Raw genomic sequence first — 1,772 nt, 5'->3', positions numbered from 1 at the left:
GCCTGTTCAAGACAGGTAAACTGTTTATCCCTACTTAAGTGGGAAATTTCGTCGAAACATTTAATATGCTCTGAGATGTGCATTAGAGACAGATTAGTAACAGATCATATTATGCGCGTTCGTGCCGCTGCAAAATCAGATTATATTAGTAGCAAATTATTTAATTCATTGCCACTTACCAACCTTAATAAACCGACCAGTGGGGTCACCCATTAGACAAACCGTGTCAATAGCACGAGCGATCCCGTGTCGCTTGTGCAACCATTTATATCGTTAACTTGTTGTTTCTATGAACAAAAGCGTTTTGGCCTTTTTTACTCGCTAATTTGTTTTTCTATGGTTTGTGCTGAATATAATATTCGCACCACTCACCCATCTGGATCTAGGATAAATATTATCCCCACGCACTTTTGGTGCGCCACAAAAACCTCAGTTCCCCATGTTATCCAATGCGTAAATCGCACAGAGTAAGTGGCTAAACAAACGCTACATCGTGTTGTTTTCCAGACCCTAAGTGGCTTAACATGCGGGCGAATAAATAAGTGCCGATAACAACCTCCATTCAGAGGAACATTGGCTTGTTATCCAACCCCAACTACTGGCTGATTGCTATCGGCTAAGTCATTGAAATACCCTGTTTACATCAAACGGCTCGTTGTTTTTCAACATATGATACACAGCTCTGGCTATTTTATGTGCCACAGCGCGTATGGCGACGATGCCGTTTCGTTTTGCTTTTTTTCTCTCATAAAAACGCTTTGCTTTACTGTCAAAACGTACAATGTAATGCGCGGCTTCTGAAAACGCCCATGATAAGTATTTGTTACCTGCTTTGCGGTTGCCTGAGCCTTTTTTCTTGCCGTTACTTTCTCGTAAACTGTTTACGCATCGACAATAAGATACGTAATTCCCTACGTCATCAAACCGCTGAATATTGCCCGTTTCTAACATGATGGTTAAGCCGAGAATGGGACCAATGCCTGTGATACCTGTTAGTAACTTATATTCATTTTCTAAGTTAACGGCGTTTAATACTTCGGTTTCTATATGATGGATTTGCAGTTGTAATAATTGCAGCACCTGCAAGTTTGCATTGGCCGAATGGTATAAATAGCTGTTTTGTTCAAACGGCAATTCAAAGTCTAGTTTTTTCATTTGATTACTATCGATTCGGTAACCTAACGAGCGCCATATTTGATTTTGAATACTGATCAGGTGCGTAGATGACTGCCTAACTAGTTGTCGACGACGGCGCAATAAGTCTCTAACCGCTCTGCGCTCTTTGGGATAAATATGTCCGGTAGGCAATATCCCAAGTCGCATTAAATGAGCTAAGAAAAAGGCGTCTTGGTGATCGCCTGAATATTTTAATCCCTCGTATTGTTTTACAGCGGCAGTATTGACTAATTCAACACTGAATCCTGCATCTAACAGACCATCGACCAACCAATACCAGTTGAAGGTAGATTCAACAGCAATGGCGTGTAACTGGTTTTTAAAGGGTGATAACAACTCAATTGTTGTAGATAAGTTATTATCAATACGTTTGTTCACAAGTTTATTATCCTCTTCATCAATCACCACAATGACGTGATTATTTGAATGTAAATCAATGCCGCAGTAAAGTGTCATAACAGCCTCCAGTTTGGGTTTTGGATTTGAGCATCTACAGCATAGCTGGTACTCAAATTGGAGGTCTGTCTAGAGGATTTTCAGAGTCGCTGATTTTATAACTTCCTCTGCACTTGGTTGGAGATCCCTAATATCGCTGT

2 protein-coding genes are annotated in these 1,772 nt (G+C 40.5%); one reads left to right on the top strand and one right to left on the bottom strand.

Features of this window, described 5'->3' with window-relative positions:
- Nucleotides 1-216 (top strand): hypothetical protein (locus KO525_RS12705; protein ID WP_215964202.1); only part of this gene is annotated, 216 nt, incomplete at its 5' end.
- A 405-nt stretch (nt 217-621) separates the two neighbouring features.
- Here KO525_RS12705 and KO525_RS12700 read toward each other — a convergent pair.
- Nucleotides 622-1,632: an IS110 family transposase gene (locus tag KO525_RS12700; RefSeq protein ID WP_215964201.1), complete on the bottom strand. Its 1,011-nt coding sequence runs from the start codon at nt 1,630-1,632 to the stop codon at nt 622-624.
- Nucleotides 1,633-1,772: the final 140 nt, after the last annotated feature.

Source organism: Psychrosphaera sp. B3R10 (assembly GCF_018861025.1).
Taxonomy (GTDB): domain Bacteria; phylum Pseudomonadota; class Gammaproteobacteria; order Enterobacterales; family Alteromonadaceae; genus Psychrosphaera; species Psychrosphaera algicola.
Note: the sequence above shows the minus strand (reverse complement) of the source record. Positions and strands in the feature narration are given on the sequence as shown.